This is a genomic window from Salinimicrobium profundisediminis (genome assembly GCF_026241755.1).
Taxonomy (GTDB): domain Bacteria; phylum Bacteroidota; class Bacteroidia; order Flavobacteriales; family Flavobacteriaceae; genus Salinimicrobium; species Salinimicrobium profundisediminis.
Genome location: NZ_JAPJDA010000086.1, coordinates 1 through 2,135, shown reverse-complemented (window position 1 = coordinate 2,135; position 2,135 = coordinate 1). Strand labels below are relative to the sequence as shown.

3 protein-coding genes are annotated in these 2,135 nt (G+C 32.7%); all 3 read right to left on the bottom strand.

Annotation, left to right across the window (positions count from 1 at the left end; all coding sequences use genetic code 11):
- Window positions 1-384, bottom strand: a 384-nt coding sequence (locus tag OQ279_RS18690) for a TniQ family protein (RefSeq protein WP_266071379.1), incomplete at its 3' end; no start/stop codon positions are given.
- Between the two features lie 14 nt (window positions 385-398).
- Window positions 399-1,535 (bottom strand): ATP-binding protein, encoded by a 1,137-nt coding sequence (locus tag OQ279_RS18685; RefSeq protein WP_266071378.1) that lies wholly within the window; start codon window positions 1,533-1,535, stop codon window positions 399-401.
- A gap of 4 nt (window positions 1,536-1,539) precedes the next feature.
- On the bottom strand, window positions 1,540-2,135 hold a 596-nt coding region (locus OQ279_RS18680), incomplete at its 5' end, for a Mu transposase C-terminal domain-containing protein (RefSeq protein ID WP_266071377.1).

Here is a 2,135-nt window from a genome sequence, read left to right as displayed (position 1 = left end):
CTCTTCATAACAAATCGGACACCAGAATTTCTGACCTCTAATCTCATTACTTGAAAAGAAGTTGTTAAAACCAATTGTAGTTAACAATTCTAGGTTTTTAATATGAGTTAAATTATGTAACGCTGTAGTCAGTTCAATTGCACTTTGATGGAAGTTATTATAAGCAGCCGACCTTTTTACTGTAACCCCATCCCTTGGTCGGCTCTCTTTTCTTAAAATTGGATATATTAGCTCATTAAAAAGTACACCTAGAGTAACATTATGTGCTGTACTCAATCTAGTTACGTAACTTGTTAAGCTCTCTATCTCATCTGTATTTATACCGATAGGCTTTAAATTATAAAGGGTACTGCGACTTTCAAATAATTTATGTTGTATTAACATATTCCTTTAACCTCCTACTCACCAACAGCATCCCTTTTTGGATTTCTTTCCCCAACTTTGCGTTTCTTTTTAGTTTTGTTCTCTTGTACTTTTTCTTCATCAGTTGCAATTTCTTCTTCTTCATCAGTATTGCTATTATTGCCTAGTAGCAAATTTAACACATCATCTCTACTCCTGTTATTAACTTTAACATTAGCTTCTCCATCAAGCGCCTCTTGTGCCAATTTAAAGGCTTGGTTTGGAGTCAATGCATACTCTTTAAAATCCCCAAGTGTCAACTCACTAGCATCCGGATTTTCAAGTAGTTTATATTCTAAAGTGGTTGATATCAAATCTTTAAGAATCCCTATACATCCTAAACTTACTTGATAAAAATATTCCCAATGCTCTATTAACTCTGGCTCAATTTGAATGGGGATTTGCCTTTGAATATTCCACAAAGTTTGTATAAACATCTTTTGCTCATTACTCTTTTGAATATCATATCTTCTAAGATGGATATCTAGCCCCCGCCTTGATAATTGTCCTAGCGAGTCTCTAAAATCTAAAATTTCATATGTACCAAATAAAATATGTGGTGTCTTTGTGGTTGAAGCTAGTGACTTTATCATGTTCATTTGATTATTTGATGATTTAGAAGATGAATTAAAAGAGATATGTTGTGCTTCATCAATGAAAAATGCTAAAGTCTCTCTATATTTTAATGCTGTTTCTAAGGAACTTCTTAATTTCCTGTTTACATCATTTACTTTAATCTCTATATCAGGCTTCTTCTTTATATCTACTTTATGTTCAACTAGTGGTTCCTTTAATGCTAACAGAGACCGAATATAATGATCTCTCCAATCATAGTAGCCTTTATCTGGTGCTCTAGCTTCTATTCCCGTAACAGGAATAAATCCAGGGTTACTAATGATTTGATCCATTAAATCATTTATTATTTTCTCAGCAACTTTCTTAATCAATGTTGATTTTCCAACACCACTTGGTCCGTATACCAAAAAAATGCTTTTAATAGAAGGATTGTGGATTCTTTGTAATAGGGTTTTGTAAGCCACCAGAAAAAAAGGATGAGCAACAGTATAATCATTAAAATAGTGTATACGTTCAACTGGCGGCTCATCAAGTAACTCCATGGGGAACTTATCCATCTATTCACAACCCTTCATATGACTCAAATTTTAGCTCTGAGATATCGACTTTTTTCTTCTGTTTATTTACAAGCTCCTTACTCTGATTATTAACAACTAACTTAATGTTATCATTATCGATTGACTCGTTTGATGTAGATTTCTGTTCAATTCTTTCTGGTGATGTTTTCCCACCCTCAATAACATAAAGGTTTCTCAGCGCTTTATCCTTAAGTCGTTGTATTAACAACAACTCTTCGCTTTCAATAGAGTTTATAAAATCTGTTAACATCTTAATAGTTACATCTTGTTTCTTTTCACTCAGCTTTGCTCTTCTTTTTAATTCTTCAAATGCAATATTAACTTCTTTTTCTGAACGGCTCTTTAAAATGTTATATTTTTCTGACTGAAGTTCTACCCACCTTTTGTTCACGAAGGCATATGCTATTCCCATATTAAATGGATCGTATCTAACAAAAACTTTACTGTTCTCAACTAACCCATTCCTAAAAACAGGAGACCAATAATAAATTCTATTTATCTTTACTCCATAACCAGGCAAAACTTTTGCTTCACCTTTTTTAGTTGTCGGTAATGTTAAAATTTTAAAAGTTTCGTCGT

Bases quoted from the DNA above. Each gene is read 5' to 3' on its own strand.
- OQ279_RS18685 (WP_266071378.1), bottom strand. From the start codon at position 1,535: ATGGATAAGTTCCCCATGGAGTTACTTGATGAGCCGCCAGTTGAACGT.